The organism is Lysinibacillus sp. FSL W8-0992 (assembly GCF_038008685.1).
Taxonomy (GTDB): domain Bacteria; phylum Bacillota; class Bacilli; order Bacillales_A; family Planococcaceae; genus Lysinibacillus.
The window spans coordinates 4,417,780-4,442,166 of the sequence record NZ_JBBOZQ010000001.1 but is presented as its reverse complement, the minus strand read 5'-3'; the positions used below and the strand labels follow the sequence as shown (position 1 = coordinate 4,442,166).

General features: G+C 35.2%; 23 protein-coding genes. 21 read left to right on the top strand and 2 right to left on the bottom strand.

Annotated elements, in window-relative coordinates; translation table 11 throughout:
• Window positions 1-195 precede the first annotated feature (195 nt).
• The 5 genes from NSQ74_RS22115 to NSQ74_RS22095 all read left to right on the top strand — a co-directional run bounded on the left by NSQ74_RS22115 (window position 196) and on the right by NSQ74_RS22095 (window position 8,421).
• On the top strand, window positions 196-1,518 hold the full coding sequence (locus tag NSQ74_RS22115; RefSeq protein WP_340826161.1) for an MFS transporter: 1,323 nt from the start codon (window positions 196-198) through the stop codon (window positions 1,516-1,518).
• A gap of 69 nt (window positions 1,519-1,587) precedes the next feature.
• Entirely contained in the window at window positions 1,588-2,490 is a 903-nt protein-coding gene (locus NSQ74_RS22110) for a chemotaxis protein (protein WP_340826160.1), read from the top strand.
• 164 nt (window positions 2,491-2,654) lie between these two features.
• The gene (locus NSQ74_RS22105) at window positions 2,655-4,232 is read left to right on the top strand and encodes a Ppx/GppA family phosphatase (RefSeq protein ID WP_340826159.1); all 1,578 of its coding nucleotides are present in this window, start codon (window positions 2,655-2,657) and stop codon (window positions 4,230-4,232) included.
• The gene (locus NSQ74_RS22100; RefSeq protein ID WP_340826158.1) at window positions 4,198-6,354 is read left to right on the top strand and encodes an RNA degradosome polyphosphate kinase; all 2,157 of its coding nucleotides are present in this window, start codon (window positions 4,198-4,200) and stop codon (window positions 6,352-6,354) included. Before NSQ74_RS22105 ends, NSQ74_RS22100 begins: the two co-directional genes overlap by 35 nt.
• 54 nt (window positions 6,355-6,408) lie before the next feature.
• Window positions 6,409-8,421 (top strand): EAL domain-containing protein, encoded by a 2,013-nt coding sequence (locus NSQ74_RS22095; protein ID WP_340826157.1) that lies wholly within the window; start codon window positions 6,409-6,411, stop codon window positions 8,419-8,421.
• A gap of 241 nt (window positions 8,422-8,662) precedes the next feature.
• Here NSQ74_RS22095 and NSQ74_RS22090 read toward each other — a convergent pair whose 3' ends face one another.
• Window positions 8,663-9,280, bottom strand: coding sequence for a TetR/AcrR family transcriptional regulator (locus NSQ74_RS22090; protein WP_340826155.1), 618 nt, complete (start codon window positions 9,278-9,280; stop codon window positions 8,663-8,665).
• A gap of 233 nt (window positions 9,281-9,513) precedes the next feature.
• Here NSQ74_RS22090 and NSQ74_RS22085 point away from each other — a divergent pair, with 233 nt between their 5' ends.
• The 11 genes from NSQ74_RS22085 (at window position 9,514) to NSQ74_RS22035 (ending at window position 19,563) form a co-directional block, all read left to right on the top strand.
• Window positions 9,514-10,407 carry an NAD(P)-dependent oxidoreductase gene (locus NSQ74_RS22085; protein WP_340826154.1) on the top strand — a complete coding sequence of 298 codons (894 nt, stop codon included), beginning with the start codon at window positions 9,514-9,516 and terminating at the stop codon, window positions 10,405-10,407.
• A 15-nt stretch (window positions 10,408-10,422) separates the two neighbouring features.
• Complete coding sequence (locus NSQ74_RS22080) at window positions 10,423-11,943, top strand: CoA-acylating methylmalonate-semialdehyde dehydrogenase (RefSeq protein WP_340826153.1); 1,521 nt, start codon at window positions 10,423-10,425, stop codon at window positions 11,941-11,943.
• Between the two features lie 243 nt (window positions 11,944-12,186).
• On the top strand, window positions 12,187-13,503 hold the full coding sequence (locus tag NSQ74_RS22075) for a GntP family permease (RefSeq protein WP_340826152.1): 1,317 nt from the start codon (window positions 12,187-12,189) through the stop codon (window positions 13,501-13,503).
• A 15-nt stretch (window positions 13,504-13,518) separates the two neighbouring features.
• On the top strand, window positions 13,519-14,280 hold the full coding sequence (locus NSQ74_RS22070) for a 3-hydroxybutyrate dehydrogenase (protein WP_340826532.1): 762 nt from the start codon (window positions 13,519-13,521) through the stop codon (window positions 14,278-14,280).
• Between the two features lie 17 nt (window positions 14,281-14,297).
• Window positions 14,298-15,482, top strand: a complete 1,185-nt coding sequence (locus NSQ74_RS22065) for an iron-containing alcohol dehydrogenase (RefSeq protein WP_340826151.1) — start codon at window positions 14,298-14,300, stop codon at window positions 15,480-15,482.
• Window positions 15,483-15,699: 217 nt separating this feature from the next.
• A complete protein-coding gene (locus tag NSQ74_RS22060; RefSeq protein WP_340826150.1) occupies window positions 15,700-16,029 on the top strand; it encodes a PadR family transcriptional regulator in 330 nt (109 codons plus the stop codon).
• A 2-nt stretch (window positions 16,030-16,031) separates the two neighbouring features.
• The gene (locus NSQ74_RS22055; RefSeq protein WP_340826148.1) at window positions 16,032-16,436 is read left to right on the top strand and encodes a DUF1700 domain-containing protein; all 405 of its coding nucleotides are present in this window, start codon (window positions 16,032-16,034) and stop codon (window positions 16,434-16,436) included.
• A 334-nt stretch (window positions 16,437-16,770) separates the two neighbouring features.
• Window positions 16,771-17,538: a 2,4-dienoyl-CoA reductase gene (gene fadH, locus NSQ74_RS22050; RefSeq protein WP_340826147.1), complete on the top strand. Its 768-nt coding sequence runs from the start codon at window positions 16,771-16,773 to the stop codon at window positions 17,536-17,538.
• A gap of 158 nt (window positions 17,539-17,696) precedes the next feature.
• Window positions 17,697-17,936, top strand: coding sequence for a short-chain dehydrogenase (locus NSQ74_RS22045; protein ID WP_340826146.1), 240 nt, complete (start codon window positions 17,697-17,699; stop codon window positions 17,934-17,936).
• 461 nt (window positions 17,937-18,397) lie between these two features.
• Window positions 18,398-19,276, top strand: coding sequence for a helix-turn-helix domain-containing protein (locus NSQ74_RS22040; RefSeq protein ID WP_340826144.1), 879 nt, complete (start codon window positions 18,398-18,400; stop codon window positions 19,274-19,276).
• Window positions 19,277-19,398: 122 nt separating this feature from the next.
• A complete protein-coding gene (locus tag NSQ74_RS22035) occupies window positions 19,399-19,563 on the top strand; it encodes a hypothetical protein (RefSeq protein ID WP_340826143.1) in 165 nt (54 codons plus the stop codon).
• A gap of 54 nt (window positions 19,564-19,617) precedes the next feature.
• Here NSQ74_RS22035 and NSQ74_RS22030 read toward each other — a convergent pair whose 3' ends face one another.
• A complete protein-coding gene (locus tag NSQ74_RS22030) occupies window positions 19,618-20,451 on the bottom strand; it encodes an alpha/beta fold hydrolase (RefSeq protein WP_340826141.1) in 834 nt (277 codons plus the stop codon).
• A gap of 154 nt (window positions 20,452-20,605) precedes the next feature.
• Here NSQ74_RS22030 and NSQ74_RS22025 point away from each other — a divergent pair, with 154 nt between their 5' ends.
• From NSQ74_RS22025 to NSQ74_RS22005, 5 genes are all read left to right on the top strand, one after another.
• Complete coding sequence (locus NSQ74_RS22025) at window positions 20,606-20,734, top strand: hypothetical protein (RefSeq protein ID WP_340826140.1); 129 nt, start codon at window positions 20,606-20,608, stop codon at window positions 20,732-20,734.
• A gap of 93 nt (window positions 20,735-20,827) precedes the next feature.
• Window positions 20,828-21,598, top strand: coding sequence for a hypothetical protein (locus tag NSQ74_RS22020; RefSeq protein WP_340826139.1), 771 nt, complete (start codon window positions 20,828-20,830; stop codon window positions 21,596-21,598).
• Window positions 21,595-22,812 (top strand): YcaO-like family protein, encoded by a 1,218-nt coding sequence (locus NSQ74_RS22015; protein WP_340826138.1) that lies wholly within the window; start codon window positions 21,595-21,597, stop codon window positions 22,810-22,812. Before NSQ74_RS22020 ends, NSQ74_RS22015 begins: the two co-directional genes overlap by 4 nt.
• Window positions 22,813-22,824: 12 nt before the next feature.
• Entirely contained in the window at window positions 22,825-23,529 is a 705-nt protein-coding gene (locus NSQ74_RS22010) for a SagB/ThcOx family dehydrogenase (RefSeq protein WP_340826136.1), read from the top strand.
• On the top strand, window positions 23,526-24,326 hold the full coding sequence (locus NSQ74_RS22005; protein WP_340826135.1) for an arylamine N-acetyltransferase: 801 nt from the start codon (window positions 23,526-23,528) through the stop codon (window positions 24,324-24,326). The genes NSQ74_RS22010 and NSQ74_RS22005 overlap by 4 nt, the downstream gene beginning before the upstream one ends.
• Window positions 24,327-24,387: the final 61 nt, after the last annotated feature.

The window sequence follows — 24,387 nt, the reverse complement described above, 5'->3', positions numbered from 1 at the left end:
AGATATTCAAGCGAGGGGCTTGAATATCTTTTTTTATTCTTTGTAAAATGGTTGGTAACGGATTAACCAATTTATGGCCATTTAGCAGTTGTATTTGTTATATTGTAAATAATATTAATTTTTATTAAACAAAAGGTATTTTTTAATACAGATAGGAATTAATTTAATATTATAAGAAGGAAAAGGAGGGATTTAATGAATCAGAGGCAAGCAGGGGAAGCTCAGCATCGCAGTCAGCTAGCACTCTATTTATCATTGCCGATACTATCATGGGCGTTTTACGATTTTGCTAATACGATATTTTCTTCAAATATTAATACAGTTTTTTTCCCATTTTATATGGACGAAGTTTTAGGTACGAATGAAGTCATGCAACAAGTAGCTAGTACATTTATTTCGTATGCCAATGCATTAGCAAGCTTTTTTCTAGTAGTTTTTTCACCGCTTTTTGGGGTATGGATAGATCAAACAGGCTATAAAAAACGATTCATTGTCTGGTTTGCATTGATTTCGATTATATTTACCTTTATGATGGGTGTTTTTGCAAATTTAGAGACAACAACAAATTATTCAGGTGTACCTCTCAGTTTATTTTTAGTTGTTGCAAGCTTTGTCATTGCGAAATTTTTCTTTAATTCGAGTCTCGTATTCTATGATTCAATGATGGGCGACCTTGGGACAAAAGAAGAAATGCCCCTAATTTCTGGTTATGGTGTAGCGATTGGTTACTTAGGTACTATTTTGGGGCTTCTTGTTTATTTATATGTAGGAAACAGTGATTTCCACCGTGCATTTATACCAACAGCGATTTTGTATTTATTATTTTCATTGCCATTATTTTTTATTAATAAAGATACTCCAATACCAAAAGAACAGCGTAAAACGACGAAGTTTTTTGAAGGTTACAAGGAAATTATTAGTACATTTAAAGATATGAAGCAATATAAAGCGATTTTTACATTTATGATTGCGTATTTCTTTTTAAATGATGCAATTGCCACAACAATTGCAATGATGGCTGTTTACGCAACTACTATTGTAGGATTTTCTTCAGGTCAATTTATTATTCTATATTTAGTTTCCACCGTATCAACAATTATTGGCTCACTCGCATTCGGCTATATTACGAAAGCCATTGGTGCTAAGCGGGCTATTACTATTGTAGCGGTGTTAATGATTATCGCCTTAACCTTTGCTGTTTTTGCGACAGAACAGTGGATGTTTTGGATTGCTGGCAGTATGTTTGGTATTTCACTAGGCTCTATGTGGGTTACATCAAGAACATATATTATTGAGCTATCACCAGATGATAAGCGAGGGCAGTTTTTCGGACTATTTGCTTTTTCTGGTAAAGTTTCATCGATAATCGGACCAGCTGTATATGGAACGGTTACATTATGGATGAAAGATTACGGTACATTAGCAAGTCGCGTAGCATTATCAACATTAATTTTGATGACGGTTATTGGTCTATTGGTTCATCTAAAAGTTAATGATAAAAATGGAAATACCAGATAGGAGAATTGTATCGCCTATGATACAATTGAATTATTATTTGATGTTGAAATAGAAAGGAGCGGGGTTGCTTTGGAACATAAAGGCATATTATTAGAAAGTGGCACAAATGAGCTAGAAATCGTTGAATTTGAAGTAGCTAACAATAAATTCGGTATTAATGTTATTAAAGTAAAAGAAATTATTCAACCGATTCCAGTAACATTTATTCCACACGCGCACCCGCATGTTGAGGGAATTATTCAATTAAGAGGCGAGGTACTCCCAGTAGTAGATATGCTACGAGTACTAGGGATACAAAGTGCAGAACGTAATCCACAACAAAAATATATTGTTGCTGAGTTTAATAAACAACGAGTTGTTTTTCATGTAGATAACGTAACACAAATCCACCGTATTTCATGGAATCAAATCGAAAAACCTTCAGATATGTATCAGGGGGGTACTTCGCAAGTTATCGGTGTTATTAAGCAAAATGAACAAATGATTTTATTACTAGATTTCGAGAAAATTATGGTTGATATTAACCCTGATTCGGGTATTAGTGTAGAGTCAGTAAAAAAACTTGGTAAACGTGAACGCTCTGAAAAACGCATTTTAATTGCTGAGGATTCACCGTTATTACGTAAGTTATTATTTGATACGATGAAGGAAGCCGGTTATGAGAATGTTGAGTTCTTTGAAAATGGCCGTGACGCTTATGAATACTTAGAAGCATTGGCGAAAAGTGGAAGCAATGTAACAGAGCACATTCAATTAGTAGTTACTGACATTGAGATGCCACAAATGGATGGTCACCATCTTACACGCAAAATTAAAGAGCATCCTGATTTACAAAAGCTACCGGTCATTATTTTCTCTAGTTTAATTACAGATGATCTTCGCCATAAAGGCGATCAAGTAGGGGCAGAGGACCAAATTAGTAAACCCGAAATTGCAGAGCTTATTTTACGCGTCGATCAACTTATTCTATAAAGCTAGCGAAAAGGAACTTCACAATTATAATAATTGGTATCCTGAAATGTTAATAAAAAATGAAAGTCGGATACCTTTTAGGTTCCGACTTTTTTTGTATAAATGACGGTGCTATTAACACAAAATAATTAGACTACCGATTGTTCTATAAAGGAAGTGATTATTTGAATGAATTGAAAACAGCTATCATTGATATTGGTTCGAATACGATTCGTTTAGTGCTGTATCAGTATGATAATGAAGAGGGGCTTAGAGAGCTAGGTAATATTAAAACGGTTGCACGGTTACGTACATATTTGCAACCCTCAGGTGACATGTCAGAAGAAGGTATTCAAGTACTAACGGAAACATTATTAACATTTAAAGCAATGCTTGATGATTTTGAAATTGTAGATGTGAAAGCTGCTGCAACAGCTGCAATTCGTCAAGCAACGAATCGAGAACAAATTATAGCTTTAATGAAAGAGAGAACCGGCATACAAATAGAGCTTTTGTCTGAGGAGGAAGAGGCGTATTTCGGTTATGTTGCTGTAGCGCATTCAATTGGAACACTTTCTGCCGTGACCATCGATATTGGTGGGGGAAGTACAGAAATAACACTATTTAAAAATAAAGAACTAATTGAATCCTTTAGCTTTCCTTTTGGAACGGTGTCGTTAAAGCAACGATTCGTAAAAGGTGACATTATGAATAGTAGTGAGAAGAAAGAATTGATTGCCTTTGTGAAAGAGCAGTTTAAATCACTTCCTTGGATTCAACAAGTAGGATTACCAATTATTGCGATTGGAGGCAGTGCAAGAAATATTGCGCAAGTTCATCAGCAACGGCATCAATATCCTATTGCAAGTGTGCATGGCTACGAAATATCTAAAGAGGATTTGGATCAGCTCAGTTTGTTTTTAGGTAACTTAAGCTTCCAAGAATTAAAACATTTAGATGGTTTATCGACAGACCGCGCTGATATTATTGTACCTGCTTTAGAGGTGTTTCGCGTGCTTATGGACATTGTCGGTAGTGAAGTGTTCCAGCTAACGAAAAAAGGTTTACGAGAAGGGCTTATTATCCACCGTATTTTGCAAAAAGATGCAAATGCCTTTGATAAATATAATGTTTTTGAGGGAAACGCTAGAAGGTTAGCTAGGCAGTACGGACGCTCTGAGGCAGAAGTTGATTATTTAATGCACCTAGCAGATCAATTATACCGTGAGTGTTGTCATTTAAAATTTTTACAATTTGACGAGACCGATTTGCAATTGTTGAGGAAGGCAGCAAAGATATTTAATATCGGGGAATATATTGAGTTAAGCTCCGCCAGCCAACATACCTTTTATTTAGTTGCCAATCAATCAATTGATGGCTTAAACCATAAGGAAAGACTAAAACTTGCACTTTTAGCATCGTATAAAAATAAAGATTATTTTTACCGATTTGCTGCTCCTTTTATAGAATGGATGAGTCGTGAAGAACATCGTAAAATACGTGATTTTGGTGCATTATTAAAATTTGTCTATGCGTTAAATGTATCGAAAAGAAATATTGTACATGCTATTGAAATGCAACCTAAGGATAATTTTGTCCAGCTAAACATTTACGTTAAAAAAAATGCGGCTGCCGAAAAATATCAAGCTAATCGGCATAAAAAACATCTAGAACGTGCTCTAAAGACACCAATTAAAGTAAATTTTATTGAAGAAGGGTGGAACCAAGATGACAACGGAAGTAACGAACAATCGCTTACATGAAGAAGATTTTTCAGAAGCACATAGCCGTTTGCTCGAAGAAATTGCAAAGCCTCAATATTATAATAATCGTGAATTAAGCTGGTTGGCATTTAATGAGCGTGTTTTAGAAGAAGCAGAGGATGTCAATAATCCTCTGCTAGAACGTTTGAAGTTTTTAGCGATATTTAGCTCCAATTTAGATGAATTTTTTATGGTGCGCGTAGCAGGACTTCAGGACCAAGTACGTGCTGGTTTTCATAAAGCTGAAAATAAATCAGGCTTAACACCAAAAGAGCAATTGGCAAAAATTGCTGAGCGTACGCAAGCTTTAGTACGTCGACAAACGGAAGTATATAGACATTTAATTTATGATTTATTGCCCCAGCATAATGTACATATTGCGGACATGAAGGATTTAAATAGTACGCAAAAAGCATTTATAAATGAAATGTTTGCTGAGACAATTTTCCCTGTACTAACACCTGTGGCAGTAGATGCTTATCGACCATTTCCAACATTGCTAGGGAAAACTTTAAATTTACTTGTACTATTAGAACAAGATGAAACAGATTTTGAAAGCCGTGAAAGGGTTGCGATAGTGCAAGTGCCATCTGTTTTGGATCGCTATATTAAAGTCCCTTGTGCTGAGGGCGAAACGGTCATCGTACTACTCGAGGATGTGATTGTTGCTCATATTGAAAAGCTTTTCTATGGGTACAGTGTTAAATCTGCACAGGCTTTCCGTCTAACACGTAATGCGGATTTAACGATTCATGAAGAAGGCGCACGCGATTTACTCGTTGAAATTGAAAAAGAACTAAAAAAACGCAAATGGGGAGTCGGTAGTCGACTCGAAGTACGTGTCGGAGAAATGAATGAAGAAGTCCTAGCTTATTTACTAGATGAATTTGAAATCGAGGAGACCGATGTTTTTCATATTGATGGCCCATTAGATTTAACATTTATGTTTTCGTTTGTGAAAGGTATTTCTGTAGGACGAGAACATTTAGAGTATGAAAGCTTTATCCCACAGCCACCTTTAGATTTACAATCAGATGAAAATATTTTTGAAAAAGCGTTACTACAGGACATTTTTTTCCATCATCCATATGAGTCATTTGCACCGATAGTAGACTTTATTTCAGAGGCTGCTGTAAATCCAAATGTATTAGCAATAAAGCAAACATTGTATCGAGTTAGTGGCAATTCCCCAATTATACAAGCATTAAAACTTGCGGCTGAAAATGGCAAGCAAGTGACTGTTTTAGTAGAGCTCAAAGCCCGTTTTGATGAAGAAAATAATGTGCATTGGGCGAAGCAACTGGAACAAGCAGGTTGTCTTGTTATATACGGTATGAATAATTTAAAAACTCACTCTAAAATAACGTTAGTCGTGAGTCGTCGAAATGGGAAAATTGAACGTTTTGTACATCTCGGAACAGGAAATTATAATGATGCAACGGCTAAAATTTATACGGACATGGGCATCATAACATCTGATAAGGAATTTGGTATTGATGCAACAAACTTCTTTAATTATTTAAGTGGCTATACGGAAAAACCTACTTTTAATCATTTAGTCGTTGCACCATTTGATATTCGTGATGAATTTATCCGTTTAATGGATGAAGAAATTAGTTGTCATAAGAAATACGGTAATGGGTTTATTCGAGCTAAAATGAATTCATTAACGGATAAGGATTTAATGATGAAGCTTTACGAAGCCTCTATTGCTGGTGTAAAAGTAGAGCTTATTATTCGCGGTATTTGCTGCATACGGCCAGGCATACCAGGTATTAGTGACAATATCACCGTCACAAGTATTGTTGGTCGATTCCTTGAACATTCACGTATTTATTGGTTCCATCATAATGGTGAAAACAAAGTTTACTTGTCATCCGCAGATATGATGACAAGAAATATGATAAAACGAGTTGAAATTCTTTTCCCTGTCTATTCAATTGAAGCAAAAGCCCGTATTATGGATATTATGAACAAACAACTTGAGGATACTGCAAAGGCTCGTATTCAAGATTCCAATGGAAAATATCATTATAAAGAGTTTGATCGAAGCGAAGACCCTATTAATAGTCAGGAAATTTTCTTAAAGGATGCTCTAAAGCCTACGCTAGATGAAGAATAAATAACGAGCGTACTAGACGACTTAGAGTAAACACGCTACCTAGAGAGGGATATAATGAAAAAATATAGAGAAAATGTAGCGCAATTCGCAAACTATCGACAGATGGCACTGCTTAATCCGTTTGATGCAGTTATATGCTTGAAAAAAGCTGATAATGGGGAATTTGAAATTGTTCACTATAACGATAAACTCCCATTAGCTATAGTGTTGCACGATGTGAAAGCAACGAAAGCAGACCGATTCTTTACTAAGCAATGTTGGCAGCAATTATTGAAAATTGTACAACAAGAATTTAACATTGCACGTAAGATTGAGCTTTATTCAGAGACTGAGCAAATGCAAAAATCGTTTGCTGTAAGTGTACAGCAATTGGAAGCATCACTTATAGCTGTTATTTTACGTGAGGAACAGAATGATACGAAGCCTTATTTGCAATTCGTTGAACAACATGTGTGTCCTGTGCTAACGACTGATTTACAAGGTCGTATTATTCATCAAAACGTTGCTGCTACGTCTGTATTGTCGAGGGAACATCACAGTCTTATAGGACTTGATATTTTTTCATTATTGGAGTGCAACTATGTAAACGAAGTACAATTATTATTTGCTAAAACGATTGAAGGCGCTACATTGGATATGGCTAAATGTTTATTTAAGCGCAATTTACTAAGTAGCGAACCATTTTATTTGCGTATACATCCAACTTATTTTAATGGAGAAATAATAGGGGTACATTTTTTTGTAAAAGACCCGAAATCGTTTAAGAGTGATCACAGTGCTTTTTATTATTTAGCCTTAAAGGACGAATTGACAGGTATTTGGAATCGTAGAGCGTTTAAAGAGCATTGGCAACAGCATTTGAGCGATAAACAAAGTGAAAATCAGCAGGCAACAATTATTTTAGTAGATATAGATCGCTTTAAAAAATTTAATGAGTCCCTTGGTGAAAGTAAGGGTGATGAACTAATGCGGATGTTTATTCATAGACTTCGTGAACTTTGTTACTCAACATGCTCACTTTATCGTTATAATAGCGACGAATTTATTTTTCTTTTAAAGGATGCAACAATCGATAAAATAGAGCAATTAGCTAATTCAATATTAGACTCGTTGAAACAGCCCTTTATGATTGATGAACAGGAGTATTTTATCAGTGTTTCAATTGGTATTTCCTTAAGTCCCGCTGACGGTAAGGATATAGAAACTCTTGTGAGAAAGGCCGATCAAGCTTTATTTTCAGCGAAGGAGCACGGACGTTCACATTACCGCTATTATCGGGATGATATGACTAATGTGTTTCCAAATGAGGCATTGATGGAGGCCCATTTACGTCGTGCCATTGAGTTTAATGAGCTAAGTATACATCTACAGCCACAAATGAATTTAAATGATAATAGCATTAATAGCTTTGAAGCGTTATTGCGGTGGAATAATCGTAAATTTGGTTTTGTATCCCCAGCGCAATTTATACCTATTGCCGAGGCGACAGGCTTAATTGTTGAAATTGGTGATTGGATTATTAATGAGGTTTGTCGCTATCAAAAGGAATGGAATGTGAAGGGCTATCGACCAGTCAGAATCGCTATCAACATATCTCCAAAACAATTTAGAAAAGAAAACTTCGCGCGGAAGATTAAAGCAACATTGAAAAAATATAATGTCGCACCACAATTAATTGAAGTAGAAATTACAGAAAGCTCAATGACCAATGTCCATGAAACATATTCAATTTTAACGGAACTGAAGCAGCTAGGAGTTTATGTTTCGGTCGATGATTTTGGCACTGGCTATTCATCACTTAGCTACTTGAAACGCTATCCAATCGATATTATAAAAATCGACCAATCGTTTATTGCTGATATTGAAAAGGATGATAAAAATGAGGCGATTATTAAAGCCATTATTTCGATGTCCCATAATTTAGGACTTGAAGTAATTGCTGAAGGCATTGAAGAGCCATCACAAGTAGCATTCTTGAAACGTCATCGTTGTCAAAAAGGGCAGGGCTATTTATACAATAAACCTTTACCCGTTGAAACGATTGTTGCACAATATTTTGTCGGGTAATTGATAGCACATTGCCGTTGATTTCCGCTATGGGCGGGCGCTTTCCGCGGGCACGTCGTAAGCCGCAACCCTCGCTAATGCGCGGTTTGTTGCGTTTTACGTTTTGTGCTGTTCACGCAGCAGTTGCCCACTCTTCGCTCCAATCAACTAATTAAAAAATAGTGAGCAAGAACTTCCATATACTTTCTGTCAACACTCTGAGCACCTCGACAATATCGAGGTGCTCTTATTGTAATTTTTGCTATTTTGTAGGATGAACCTTCATGCCATTTAGAACAACTGCTGTAAAGTGTGCCATTTCTGAAACTAAATCAAATTCCTCGTTATGAATTAACCAATCATAAACATTCGCGCGCATGCAGCGCTGAATAATTTGTTGCATTTGTTTCGCTTGTAAACCGTTATCAAATTCTCCTTGCTGAACGCCCTCTTCAATATAAGTATTGATAATTTGGAAGATTTTACGTTGAGGGCTAATTAAATAATGGTTTTGTTCAACTTGATTGGTCATTGCGGCAGAATATACTGTTCGCAATAAATCTTTTCCAACAACATTTGTTAAATAAAGCATTTGCTCCTTATAAAGCGCGAGAATTTTGTCACTTGCCGATAATGTTTGATCAATATTTTTTTCGACTGTACTATAAAAACTATCAAGCTCCTCGAATTTTTCCAAAATAACATCATATTTGGATGGGAAATGTGTATAGAAAGTCCCCTTTGATACGTTACATGCTTTCGTAATTTGTTCAACAGACACATGCTCATATCCATGTTTATTAAATAAATCTAATGAAGTTTTGAGTAGTTTTTCCCGAGTTTCTAATGCCTTTTTTTGGCGAGTAGTTAACGAATTCATGCCCTTCTGCCTCCGTAATTAAAATATCCTATAATAATGACCATAAAATTTATTCAGAAAATATAAAATTTTTTGATTGACGTGCTATATTAAGTTTGTTTATGATTTAAGTGACCGAAGTCAGTGACCGCGGTCATCAAGAGTATCTCGTTATTAATGTTACGATAAAAACGTAAAGTTTGCTAGTGTATCAGCGCTTATTAACGCAATTCACAGGAAATGGGGGGACTCGAATGAAAGAGAAATTAGGTTTTATCGGCCTAGGCAATATGGGTTTACCAATGTCGATTAACTTACTTCGCGCAGGTTATGAAGTGTACGGTTTTGACACGAATACAAAAGCAATGGAGCAATTTATTGCAGAAGGTGGTATGGGTGTAACAACTGCACAAGAACTTGTAAAGCAAAGTGATGTCATTATGACAAGCTTACCAACACCGCAAATAGTTGAACATGTCTTTACATCAGAAGAAGGGATTTTACAAAATGCTAAGCAAGAAAGCTTGCTGATAGATTTTAGTACAGTAAATCCTGAGCTAAATGATGTGCTACATAAGAAGGCGCAATCATTGGGCTTACGTTATCTAGGAGCTCCTGTAAGTGGTGGAGTTATTGGTGCAATCAATGCAACTCTAACAATTATGGTAGGTGGAGAAGAAAAAGATTATCAAAGTGGAGCTGAAATTTTCGGAATAGTTGGAAAAAACGTCTATCATCTTGGTGCATCACCTAGTATCGGTACACGTATTAAATTACTCAACAATTTAATGATTGGTTTTTACACACAGGCGGTAGCTGAAACGATTGTCCTTGGAGAAAATATGGGGATACCAGCTAATACACTTTACGAAGTATTAAGTAATAGCTATGGACAAAGTCGTATTTACGAACGCAATTACTTAGAATATATGAAAAATGAAAATTATGAGCCTGGTTTTTCTACAAATCTATTACTAAAAGATTTAAGGCTAGCTAAAAATATGGCTGATGAAGCAGGTGTGCCTCTTCGGATAGGGGAACAGCTAGTGAATCTTTACAATGATATATCAGCAGAGGGCTATGGTGAAAACGATATGTCGGCAGCTTATTTAAGTCTGAAGGAAAAATGCATTATTAAACAACATTAAAGGAGGAAAATAGTTATGACAACAGCGCAAGAAGTGAAAACTTTAACACATTTTATCGGTGGAGAAATGATTGAGGGGCAAAGTGGTCGGTACGGTTCGGTTTATAATCCTACAACAGGTGACATCATCGCAAAAGTTCCACTAGCAACAGTAGAAGAGACACGGGAGGCAATTGCTAAAGCACAGGCAGCATTTCCTAAATGGCGTGATACATCAGTATCCAAACGTGCGGAGGTCGTATTAAAATTCCGTAATTTAGTGACAGATAATATGGAAGAATTATTACAAATTATTTGTACGGAAAGTGGTAAAACGATTGAAGATGCAAGAGGTGAAATTACACGAGGGCTAGAGTCGGTTGATTTAGCAATTGGTGCTCCCCATCTAGTAAAAGGAGAGTACTCTGTAAACGTTGGCGGGCAAATTAATGCCTATTCGGCTAAGTATCCTTTAGGTGTTGTAGCGGCAATCTCTCCATTTAATTTTCCAATTATGGTGCCGTTAGCACAAACGAGTATGGCTATTGCTGTAGGGAACGCCGTTGTATTAAAAGCATCGGAGAGAGTACCAATGACAGCGTTATATGTGAGTGAGCTATGGAAAAAGGCTGGGTTGCCAGATGGTATTTGGACAGTAGTGAATGGCGATAAAGATGCAGTAAATGAACTTTTAGAAAACCCAATTGTGCAAGCGATTTCATTTGTTGGTTCAACACCGGTTGCTAAATACATTTATGAAACAGGTTCAAAATATGGTAAACGTGTCACTGCTTTAGGCGGAGGAAAAAATAATATGGTCGTAATGCCTGATGCAGACCTTGAGCAAGTTGCAAATGCATTTATCGGTGCAGCATATGGAGCAGCATCACAACGTTGTATGGCAATTTCTACAATAATGCCTGTTGGTAAAGAAACAGCAGATCGTCTAGTAGCAATATTAAAAGAAAAAATTACAGCATTAAAAGTAGGCGCTTATACAGATAAGGATACAGACTTTGGTCCAGTTATATCACAGCAATCTAAAGAAGCAATTCTTGCTGCAATTGATAAAGGGGAATCAGAAGGGGCAACTGTTGTTTGTGATGGTCGTGAGCTAGCTATTGTAAACGAATCAAAAGGATTTTTTGTAGGTCCTACATTATTAGATCATGTAAAACCAGGTATGGAAATATATGAGCAAGAAGTATTTGGACCTGCCCGCAATGTCGTACGCGTGGATTCATTAGAAGAGGCAATCGAGCTTATTAACGAGCATGAGCTTGGCAATGGAGTTACGATCTTTACAAATGATGGGCTTGCAGCTCGGAAATTTACAACAGAGATTGATGTAGGAATGGTAGGTGTGAATGTACCAATTCCAATTCCTGTTGGTTACCATAACTTTGCTGGATTTAAAGGCTCACGTTTTGGTGAGGGGCATATGTTTGGACCAGATCAGGCACGTTTCTTTACAAAGACTAAAACAATTTCTGAACGCTGGATGACAAGTAATGCTTCATCGGCATCTACATTTGCATTCCCAAGTAATAACGATTAATGGATAGAGCTGTATCACTTGAGTTAATTTCATAAATAGTATTAAAAGGAAAATAACGAATTTCAATGGAACAAAAGGTGGTGACTCCAGCGGGAAGAACAAGCGAACGAACAACTCGAGACTAAAGCGTAGTGAGGGAATCTGTTCAATGCTTGCCCGCGGAAAGCTTCACCTATTGCGTAAAAATACGAATAATATTGGATGTAACATAGCACTTTCTATAAAAAGATAGGTGGGATGTGGATGTTAGCGTATATTGGACTTTTTGGAAGTTTAGCACTTTTAGTCTATTTAACAATGAGAGGTGTCAATTTACTTATTTCAGCACCATTAACAGCTTTAATAGCGGCTGTAACGAATGGTCTAGCTTTCTTCCCACAAACTGCAAATGACAATCAAGCTAATTTCTTAACGAGTTATATGAATGGATTTACTGGCTTCGTTGGTTCTTGGTATTTAATGTTCATGGCAGGTGCAATCTTTGGAAAGGTAATGGAAGATACAGGTGCAGCAGATAGTGTTTCCAAATGGATTGTTGAAAAAATTGGCGTGAAATATGCTACTTTTGCTGTGGTGGCTGCAGCAGCAGTTTTAACGTATGGTGGTGTCTCGGTATTTATTGTAGCTTTCTCTGTTTATCCGATGGCTATTAGTTTATTTAAGCAAGCGAATTTCCCGCGTCGTTTTATTCCTGCGGCACTTGGTTTGGGATCTGTGACTTTTACGATGACATCAGCAGGCTCACCAGAGATTCAGAACTGGATTCCGATTGAATACTTACATACGACACCATATGCAGGATGGGAAGTTAGTATTGTGGTCGCAGTATTTATGGCGGTGGGTGGCGCACTATGGTTGAACTGGATGATTAAACGTGCAGTGAAAAAGGGTGAAGTGTTTATTGAACGTTCAACGGATCCAGTAGTTGACGAAACACGTAAGCTACCTAGCCCTATTTTAAGCTTAGTGCCATTATTAGTAGTTTTACTGATTTCGTTTATTTTCCATGACTCACTTGGCACGTCGGCTTTAATCGTTGCGCTAACGAGCGGTTGTATTATGGCATATTTAGTAAGTTATAAGTATTCAAAATCTGTTAGTGCGACACTCGCAGCAGGTGCGATGGGTGCTGTTGTAGCTATTGCTAATACGGCTGCAGTAGTAGGCTTTGGGGGTGTTGTAAAAGCTACACCATCATTCGTTGCAACTGTAGATTTAATGACCAATATTCCTGGAAATCCATTAATTGGCGGTGCTATTGCTATCGCTGTTATTGCAGGTTTAACAGGGTCAGCATCAGGTGGGCAAACGATTGCGATGCCATTACTTGCTCCTCATTATATTGACATGGGAGTAAATACGGAAGCATTACACCGAACAATCGCGATTGCTTCTGGCTCGCTTGATTCATTGCCACATGGCGGCTATGTTGTGACGACGATAAATTCTGTATGTAATGAAAAACATAAGGATGCCTATTTGCCTTTCGGGGCATTGACAGTCATTATACCAATTATTGGTACAGTTATTGCGATTATATTATTCTCAATTGGAATGTAGGAGGGAAACGAAGTGATTGATGGCAAAACAGTATTTATTACTGGCGCTGCACGTGGAATTGGTCTGTCAATTGCTCAAGCTTTTGCTGAGCAAGGGGCGAATGTTGTTATTTCGGATATGAATGAGCAACGCTTAGCTGAAGCGGTAGAACAAAATCCACTATTAACAGCTTATACATGTGATGTTACAGATGAACAAGCAATTGGCGATGCGATTGCCTTCACCGTTGAGAAATTTAACACAATTGATATTTTAATTAATAATGCAGGATTCCAACATGTTTCTTACATCGAGGATTTTCCGACTGAAATATTTGAACAAATGCAAAAAGTAATGCTTGTTGCACCATTTGTCACAATGAAATATGCATTACCTCATATGAAGAAAAATAAATTTGGACGCATTATTAATATGGCATCAATAAACGGCGTTATTGGTTTTGCTGGTAAAGCAGGATACAATGCCGCAAAACATGGGCTAATCGGGTTAACCAAAGTCGCAGCACTTGAAGTGGCCAATGATGGTATTACTGTTAATGCTATATGTCCAGGATATGTGGATACGGAATTAGTCCGTAATCAGTTTACAGATTTAGCAAAGACACGGGGTATCCAAGTAGAAGAAGTACTGGAGCAGGTTTTATACCCTCTTGTCCCTCAAAAGCGCTTGTTAGACGTTTCAGAGATTACAGGACTTGCACTCTATTTAGCTAGTGATGTAGCAAAAGGCTTAACAGGTCAGGCGATTGTATTAGATGGCGGTTATACTGCTCAATAATGGAGGAGAGATGCGTTATGATTCAAACAAAAACAACCTTCACTGTAAATTCTCCAGGGACAATTATTTATGGAAGAGATGCTTTCGAAGAGGTTGGTCTATATGCTAAAAAACTAGGTACGAAGGCACTAATCGTTAGCGATCCAATAATGGATAGCTTAGGGTTTGTCAATCAGTGTAAGTCATTATTGACAGTCAATGGTTTGGAAGCGGTTTCGTATTTAGGGGTAACAACTGAGCCAGTGGATACGTATGTAGCAGAAGGTCTTGAAATTTTGCTATCTGCGCAATGTGATGTCATCATTTCTGTCGGTGGGGGAAGTTGCATTGATACAGCTAAAGCGATTGCTGTTGTAGCAACAAACGGTGGATACATTGGTGATTACATGAAAATGGCGAAAATCGCTGAGCAAGCGCCTATTCCACATATAGCAGTCCCGACTACAGCAGGCACAGGCTCAGAAGCTACAGATGCTACCGTTATTACCAACACGACTAATGATGTAAAAATGATGATAAAACAACAAGCTTTTATGCCACCAGTTGCAATTGTCGACCCAATGTTAACGATAACTTCTCCACCAGCCATCACAGCTGCGACTGGCATTGATGCATTAAGCCATGCTATTGAAAGCTATTTATCACGTTTAGCACATCCATATTCAAATGTATTAGCATTATCGGCGATGGATTTAATTATTAATAATTTGTTAAAAGTTTATGAGCATGGTGATGACATCGATGCGCGAGAGGCGATGTCTCTAGGCTCCATGCAAGCAGGACTATCGTTTTCCAATGCATCAGTAGCTTTAGTGCATGGTATGTCACGTCCTATAGGTGCACTCTTCCATGTGCCTCATGGAATTTCAAATGCGATGCTGCTACCAGCGGTATTAGACTTTACTAAGGATGCATGTGTGGATCGCTTAGCAGACATAGGACAATTTTTTAATAAGGATGGAAAAAATGGAACACAAGAAGAGCTAGCAAATTTAGTAATTGAATCAATAAAAAAACTGTGTAAAAAGATGAACATTGGCAATTTACAGCAATGGGGAATTGAGGAGGATGCATTTTTTGCGGCAATTCCAAAAATGGCAACCGATGCAATTGCAAGTGGTAGTCCAGGAAATAACCCTAAAGTGCCAACGCACGACGAGTTAATGGCGCTTTACAAAATTGCTTATTATTATGAGTTTTAAACAATTAAGTCTGAGTGTCTTCCTTTATGTAATAGAGGAAGGCACTTTTTATTTGAAATTTTGTGTTGAAAAATAAAAAGGAGTTGATATTACATAAAATTAGACGTCATATTGTGGCATTTATAATGCACTGTTCCTTACACAAATAAAAAATGATATGTATTAATTATACATATATGTAATTGATACATATGTATTGGTAAAATATAATTACCTTATGGACAACAAAAATAATAATACGCAATATCTTAAGGGTTTATTTGAAATTGCTATTTTAATGATGCTACAGAAAAAAACGATGTATGGCTATGAATTGACTAAAGAATTGAAAGAGAGCAAGTGTTTTTCTATTTCTGATGGCTCAATTTATCCAATATTAAAACGTTTGACGGCGAATGATTATGTTGATGTATTTTCAGAAGAATACGAAGGAAGAATTAGAAAGTATTACCGTATCACAGATTTAGGAAAGGCATTAGTAGAAAATCGACTGAAGGAGTTAGAATCAATATTAAAATATTTTGAAGAAATTAAGGGGATGGATTAGAAGTGGATAATCGGAAGATAAATGAATATATACGTCAACTGGAATTTGAGTTGGAGCCATTACCAAAAAAGGATAGAGATCATCATATCGTGGAAGTAAAAGACCATTTATTGCAATCAGTAAATGATGGTAAATCCGTAGAACAGGTATTAAAAAGTTTTCTCCCAGCCAATGAATTAGCGAAAGAAATTAAAGCTGAGTTTCAACAATTGTATAGTGCATCCTTCTCTGAAAATAGGTATCAAATTAAACAAAAGAGTAGCAAAAAAGTATGGATTACAGTAATAGTTTTAATAGGGATAATCTTTATTGCTATATTTTTAGCAATTGCAGTATTTATAGGAAGTTTATCAGGTAACCCTACTGACACTAATGGAATAGTTGAGTATGAAGAAATCGGAAATTAACAATTTTAAAAAAATATTTAACATTTGATTGGAGTGAAAGGCGGTAACTCAAGCAGGAAAGCAGGAAAGCACAATATGTAAGCCGCAACAAACTTCAAACTAGCGAGGGTTGCGCCTTACGCGTATACACGCATCGAAAATCAACGGCAGTAATCATCTAATAATTAATATTAAAGGCGTCAAGTGCACTTATTGACGTTTTTTTTTTCACTACTCTGAATCATGCACTTCTATAAAAAAGAGTTTTGTAGAATTAATATGACATTTTCGAGAAAATATAGTAAAATAAAATGAATGAGTATTCATTTTTTTGAAAAACGAAGGGGGAAGCAGAATGTTGCAGGGGAAAACGATTATTATTACAGGTGGTTCAAGTGGTATGGGGCTTTATATGGCAAAGCAATTCGTTTCAGAAGGCGCAAATGTTGTTATAGTAGGTCGTAATGAAGAGCGATTAGCAGAAGCTAAAAAGTTTATATTAGAAGCAGGAAAAACAATTGAAACATTCCAAATGGATGTTCGTATACCAGAGCAGGCAGAGGCGATGGTCACGTTTGCTGTTGGAAAATTTGGCCAAGTTGATGGACTAGTGAATAATGCAGCTGGTAACTTTATCGTTCGTGCAGAGGATTTGACGCCTAATGGTTGGAAATCAGTAGTTGATATTGTATTAAATGGTACGTTCTTTTGCTCTTCTGCCATCGGCAAATATTGGATTAAAAATAAAATCAACGGTTCAATTATCAATATGGTGGCGACCTATGCTTGGAATGCAGGCGCTGGTGTAATACATTCATCTGCTGCAAAAGCAGGCGTATTATCAATGACAAGAACTTTAGCGGTCGAATGGGGGAAACGTTATGGAATTCGTGTAAATGCGATTGCACCAGGTCCAATTGAACGTACTGGTGGTGCAGCTAAACTATGGGAATCAGAGGCAGCTGCTGCTATGACAATTGATTCTGTACCACTTGGACGAATTGGTACACCAGAGGAAGTAGCCGATCTTGCAACATTTATGATGTCTGATAAGGCGCGTTATATGAATGGTGAATGTGTCACATTGGATGGAGGACAGTGGCTAAATCAATCCCCTTTTTAACTTGCTTCAGCAAAAGAATGAATGTCGTTGAATCCAGTTAAAAGGACTTGCCGATGTCACAGCTTTTAAGTGAGGCTTTTGAGCAGTCTCGAAAAAAATCATTGCATAATGAAGAGCTGTATTGATGCATACTAAGGGCAAAGAAAGGAGTTTTGTCTATGGGTATGTGGTTAATACCAGCTCTAATTGCAATTACAATCATTGCGGCTATATCCTTTGTGGCGACAATGCGAATTGCAAAGATGACTTCCGAGCGGAAATCGGAAAAAGATACGCCGATTTCAGGGACAGTCGAAGAATTTGCAACAATGCTGAATCCAATTGTTTGGGTGTATATTGTTTTTTTACTGTTTTTAGGGATTATGATTTTTTACTACTGGAGTAAGATAGGATATTAAACGGCTTTAAACGAAGTATCACTATTGCATTGGTCAATGTGATACTTCTTTTTTAATAAAAAATTTCGTCTAAAGCTAAGCTGTTAAATATTATTTTTCCATAAAATTACGAATTTATAAGGTGTTTTTTATTAACTTTAATTTATAATATCTAGTTTCTAATTTGTGCTTAGCTCAAACATTTTGAGTGACAGCACTTTTTTCTTTTCAACAGTAAATTTTGAAAGGAGCGACATTTAGTTTAAATAATGCTCCTTGTCTTTGCACGGAATAATTTTAGGTGCTTTAATTGAGTTATGGACATATTACTTTTTTATTATTAGAATAGTTATAATGATAAGGAGTTTATATTATAAAGTAATAGCAAACTTCTTCAAATATATGCACCATGTGGGCTCTCATAGAAAAAGAAGTGATTACGTAAGTATAAGAACTATATACTGTAGAAGAAAAGGAGAATTATGTTAGAACTTATTTCAAGTAAATTAAAAGAAGCACGTAAAGATAGAGGAATTACACAAGCGGAGCTAGCAGATGGAATTTGTACGCAAGCGATGATAAGTAATTTTGAAAAAGGTGAAAGTGTACCATCTAGTGTAGTGTTATTTAAAATTGCTCAAAAATTAAAGTTAGATATTAACTACTTCTTCGGACAAAATTCATTGAAAACACATCAAGATGATAATGAGGAAACAAAAAAATTAATAAGAAAACTAATAAGAAATCGTGATTATCAAGCTATAAATTATATAGTAAAAACGGAAAAAGAAAAGGCGAATTTTAGCAGTAATGAAGATAAACAGTTTTTACTATGGCATGAGGGCATATGTGATTTTTATTTAAATAAAGATAGTGTTAACGCTATAAATATATTAAACAGCGCTTTAAAATTAACCGGTAAGGAAAATTATACAGAGCAGACTATTAGTATAAATAATAGTATTGCGATTATTTATTTTGAAGTACAGCAGTATGAAAATTCTTTAGAAATCTTCCAAAAGTGTAAATCAGAATACGATTTAAGTAATTTAAAAGATAGTGTGCTGAAGATTAGAATTTTATATGGTCTATCTAAAACTTTAGTAGCTTTAAAAAGAGAAGAAGAAGCTATTTTAGAATGTAAGAAGGCAATTAAAATATGCGTTACAGAAGAGTCACTGTATTTATTGGGAGAGCTTTACTTCCAAATAGGTAGGAATTTAGTTATTTTAGATAGGGTAAAGGAATCAGAACAATATTTTGAGAAAGCGCAACATATTTTCGAAATTGAGGGAAATTATGAATTCCTTGATGTGATAGAAAAAGTAAAATTAGATTATTTTACTGAAAAACGACAATGATATGGGATTCCTGATTGCATTGCAGCTGTCGGGAATTTTTTATTAAAGTAAATATTTATATAAAAATACTTATTGAAAAAATCAAAATATTTATGTATAATATTTCAAAAGGAGGGTAATATATGAAGAAAATAATAACGCAATTTTTAGTAGTATCTACTCTTTTCGTAACTTTTATTAGTGGACCAACAACAAAACCAACAGCAATGGTGGACAGTCCTAAAAATATTGAAGTAGTCAATATTATAGAAGTTCTAGATATACCTGATTTACCAAGTCAACACTAATCCTATGATGAACAAGAAGCTATTCCTCCTATATGTGGGGAATAGCTTTTTTCTTTATTTAGTCGACTTAACAAAATTATTAAATGCCTCTTCTTCTTCGACAAATGGATTATGACTACTTTTATCAAATATCGTTAAGCTAGAATTGTTAATTGCCGTGGCGATTTCTTCAGAAAAAACTAAAGGACATTGTGTATCAAACCTTCCGCAATAAATAAAAGAAGGGCTATATATTTCTTTTAAGCTATCAGTAATATCATAGTTTTTTAGTTCCGTAGATATAAAATAATCTAATCTTTTGTTTACTGCCTTTCCACTATTAGGTCGAGACATTATGTTATCGTAATCTTCTTTTTTATAAATGGACATTAGATTCCATTCTTTATTTAACGCTCTTCGTTCTGCTAAAGTTTTAGATGGATCTTTAAGAAGTTTTAAAATTTCTAATAACCTTGGATTATTAGGATTACTTTTACAATATATGCTATCTGGATGCGACATATATTTTGACGATGCGGACAAACCACCTACTATAATTTTTTGTAAAGAATTTGGCTTCATTATCGCATAAATTAAACCCAACATACCTCCAGCAGAATGACCAGCAAAGCTCCACTGTGACAAGCCTAGTGATATTCTGATTGCTTCCAAATCTTTAACACTAGTCATAAAACTATAGTCATCAGTTAATGTTGAATCGCTAGAGTTTCCACAGCCTCTTAAATTAATTAAATAGACAGTATAGTGTTTAGTAAAAGGAGCTGCGAATATATTGCCCTTACTATTAAACTCCGTATATTGATGCGTTATACAAATTGGTTCACCATTTCCCATTTTAAAATACTCAAAGTGTCCTCGAGGGGTTTCAATCATATATTGTGTCCACATAGGGTGCCTCCAATTGTTTTTATTTATTATAACACTATTACAATAAGTTTATTTATAAAGTGCACATAAAAATAAGTAATTTTATAATTCAATAAATATATTTATTGTAAAAATATTAAAAATTAGTATAATTATATACAAGGAGGTGTTAAATATGAAATTAACAATTAAAAGTGTAGATGTTCAATCATTAAACACAAAAACTAAAAAAGATTCACAACAATTACTACAAGCTGGTTGCTGTTGTGGAGGTGGAAGTGAAGCTCGTCCATTAAAAAAATAAGAGCAAATATTTTCGTACCATCTAGATATAAAAATTTAAAAAAGTAGCGAATTTTTAAATTTGCTACTTTTTTGTAACTTTGAGGTGATAAATATGTATATTCAATCAAACGGGGAACTACAACGTTTATCTGAAAAGCTAATATTTATTAATGATCGAGTAGGTTATGAGATAGATGGAGAAGGTGTAACAAATTTTAATCAGTTATTTCCTTATTTAACAGGTACAATTCCTTTGACAAAAATAAGTGAATTAATCCATATGGAAGAACATGAATTATTAAATAATATAAGTGATTTAGAGAAAGTTGGAATTGTTTCGATTAATGATGCACCATTGCTGAAAGTGAGCATAGTTTCTGGAAGTTTAAATAGTGAAAAGTTACAGCGAATTTTTGACATTCCTACTTTAAATCAAATTATAACTTTTACTAATTTAGAAAATATCTCATTAGAAAACACAGACATTGTAATAGCACTTGATAATGATGGTAGTAGTTTTTTTTCACAGGTACATAAACGTTTAAGAGCTATTGAAGTCCCGTGGTTAAAATATTCCTTTAGCTATTCTAAACTTTTTATGGGACCGATTTTCTTTCCTGATGGAGGTCCTTGTTACAATTGCTTCCAAAAACGCCTTAGTAGAGCGGAGGAAGAGCCTATAAAAAATAAAAGTTTAGGCAATTTAGAAGCTTTTTTAGCGCCTTTTATTGAAAAAGAATTATTAAAGTACTGTAGAGCTAAAACGCCAACACTATGCTTTAATACTGAAATCGTTTTTGACGCTGAGGAACTTGAAATTAAAAAATATCCTGTATATCAAATGCCTGACTGTGAGTTTTGTAGGGGTGAGGTTAGTTTATGAGTAATCAAATAATAATAGAGGATACTTTAAGAGCAAGCTTTATTTCAACATTAAACGAAATTTACCCTTTGCCAGGGTCACCTAGGTTATTTCGCTATTTAGCAGTAATTAATGGTGATAATCATTATATAAGTAGTGGCTCTGGCTTTTCAATAAGTAGGGAGCATGCTAAGTCTGCTGCAATTGGAGAAAGTGTTGAGAGGTATTGTGCTAATCAGTTTAATATGAAAGACATTTATATCGGAAAATATGCAGATATTAGTCATCAGGCACTTAATCCTACAATTATTACTCGATATACAGATGAACAATATAAGAATAATACGATGTACAAAGAAGTCGACGTTAACGAACTGAGAGCATGGGTTGAGGCAAAAGATGTAGTAGATAATAAAAAAATATTAGTCCCATTTGAACTGATTTTTCTAACTAGCCCTCCTAGTCATTTGCCATTACGGGATTTAATTTCTACTGGATTAGCTTGTGGCCAAACTTTAGAGAAAGCAATTTTAAGTGGTTTTAATGAATGTATTGAAAGAGATGCATTTGTAAAATTTTGGTTAATTGGTTGCGTACGAGGAGAAATTGATTTAAATACGGTTCACAACGAATATGTAAAAAGACTATTGGAGCTTGCTGAAAATAGCAATCTACAATTGAGGGTGTATGATATTAGCACTGATTTGGAAGTGCCTACAATATTAACTGTTGTAAAAGTTACAGGGAATGCTGGATTTTACTTAGGGTGTGCTAGCTCACTCGAATACTTGCATGCAATTAGAAAGTCAATTGAAGAAGGGTTAGGAGGATTTTCGATTTATTATGAGTTGATAAATCACTATAAAGAGCCTATTCCTAAAAAGCTTGATCATACATCTACTTTAGATGATCATCCACTATATTATTTAGCTGGCAATAATGATGAAATTTTATTGCAGCTCCTTCCTAATTCTATACCTAAAATTGCCGTAGAAGACCGTAGTGTGCAATTTACTGACGCAGTTGAAAGGATTACTCGTCTAGGTCATAAAATATATTATAGTGAAATTACAACTGAAGATGTAAAACAAATGGGGTTATCTGTTGTAAGAGTGATAATACCCACTTTGTGTTTTCTCTCAATTAATGATCCACTACTCAATTGCCCAAGGTTACAAGAAACGGCTTCTAAATTAGGTAGAAAAATAAATACAGAACCACACCCATTTCCATAAGGAGGGCTTTATTTGAGAGATTCATATATTTACGAGTTTTATCATAATAATTCAAAAAACTATCTTTCGCAAATTTTAAATGCTCCGGGGAAAAGTTTTAACATAGATAGTGATGGCAAACTATATCCACTTAGTCATAAAAATTATTGCGATGTGTCGAATGTTAACGGTACTATAACAAGTTCCTTTAGAAGTTATGAAAAAGTGGATTTAACAATGGATGTACTTTTACAAATATTAAAAAAGAGCTACTTTTTAGAGAAAAAGGGGGAAGAAATTAAATCTTTAACCCCCTCAGCTGGTGGATTGTATCCAATTGAAATGTATGTGCTAACATCTACTAGCCATTATTTAAAAGGAACATATCATTACCTTAGATCAGAAGCAAAACTTAATTATATACGTGATGCAATAGCGTTTGATTCATTTCTACCTATTAATAATAGTTTTGTTTATAGCGCTCCATTTGTCATAGTAATGACGGCAAGAATGGAAGACATAATTAATAAATACGGAGCAAGAGGGTATAGATACGCCCTTCTTGAAGCAGGTCACATCGGTCAAAATATTTCGAGGGCAATTATGGATAATCCAGATTTAGGTTGTTGTGCTATTGGTGGCTTTTATGATGACAAATTACATAGTGCACTTAATCTACCATTAGATGAAGTGCCACTATATTTATATTGTATTGGTCAAAAGGGGGAGTTTACATGATGGCATATAGAGAATATTTAAGATTATTGAGCATTGATGACTCTATGCTCTTACATTTACCACGTTTTGACTTGCTTTCGCGAATTATCTTAAATCATCAGTTAGCTATACCATTCGATACAGTTAGAAAATCTCAAGATTATAACGCTAAAAAAATATTAAAAGAGAATTACGTAGATGTTAATCAATATATCCAATCTGTTTCTCAAAATGGTTATGGTGGGACATGCTTTCATCTCACGTGGGGTCTTTATAATCTGTTACATTCACTTAATTATGAAGTGAAAATAATTAAATTAGAGGAACTACATTTTGCGTTAGTTGTCAGCTACGATACGGAAGAGTTTTACGTTGATGTTGGTTTTTGGGCGCCATTATTTAAGCCTTTCCCATTAAGAGAAAATTGGATAGTAACAAATCACGTGCATTCTGTTGAATGGAGGTATATGCCTGAAAATGAAAGCGGCACCCTTCTGTGTGGCGGAGAACCCGCAAAAAGGTGGGATGGTAGCTTCCTAAGTGTTCATGATTTTTGGCGTGAATGGGAAAATTCGATGAATGAAGATAATACCTTTCTTCAAAATTTATATATTAATAAATGGAAAGATGAAGATACTTTTTTATTTCTAGTTAACAATAGCTATAAGGAGTTTTATAAAGGGAAAAAAATTAAAGATGTCCAATATGACTATACAAATACAGTTGAATTAAAAAACATACTTGTCAGTAATTTTAATGTGGATGGGGACGATTATATTTATTTATTGGACCAACATTATAAAAGCAAGATGAGGTGAGTAGCTATAGTTAATGTAATTAATTTAATTGATAAACCTATCGATCAAGTAAAAGAAAAAC